The organism is Bacillus sp. HY001, from assembly GCF_007558965.1.
Taxonomy (GTDB): Bacteria; Bacillota; Bacilli; order Bacillales; family Bacillaceae_G; genus Bacillus_A; species Bacillus_A mobilis.
In genome coordinates, this window is record NZ_VLTE01000242.1 from 1 (window position 1) to 629 (window position 629).

At 40.7% G+C, this 629-nt stretch carries 1 protein-coding gene; it reads left to right on the forward strand.

Going from position 1 to position 629, the window contains the following annotated elements:
* A partial coding sequence (locus FOT98_RS31085) for a zinc-binding dehydrogenase (RefSeq protein WP_144291245.1) occupies positions 1-567 on the forward strand: 567 nt, incomplete at its 5' end.
* Between the last annotated feature and the right edge of the window lie 62 nt (positions 568-629).

Sequence of the window (629 nt, forward strand, 5' to 3'; positions counted from 1 at the left end):
GTAGAAGAAGGGGCTGTGGCAGCTGTATTTGGTTTAGGAGCGATTGGATTAGCCGCTATTCAAGGACTGGTTCAAGCGAAGGCAAGCCGAATTATTGCAGTTGACCTAAATCCTGAAAAATGGGAACTAGCTAAAAAAATGGGAGCGACTGATTTTGTGAATCCTGTGGATTATGACCGCCCAATTCAAGAAGTTATAGTCGAAATGACAGATGGAGGAGTAGATTATAGCTTCGAGTGTATTGGTAATGTTGAAGTAATGAGGTCTGCTCTTGAATGTTGTCACAAAGGTTGGGGTGAAAGCACAATTATCGGTGTAGCAGGCTCTGGTAAAGAGATTCATACTCGTCCATTCCAATTAGTAACGGGTCGAGTATGGCGTGGTTCTGCTTTTGGCGGCGTGAAAGGTAGAACACAGCTTCCAGGAATGGTTAAAGATTATATGGATGGTAAAATCGATATCGATTCATTTATCACACACCACTTAAACTTTACAGACATCAATGAGGCATTTGAATTGCTCCATAAGGGCGAGTCAATCCGTACGATGTTAACATATGAAAAATAATGAGTATATTCAAGGAGGATAACGACATATGACTACCACTAAATTACATCCAAGATTAGATA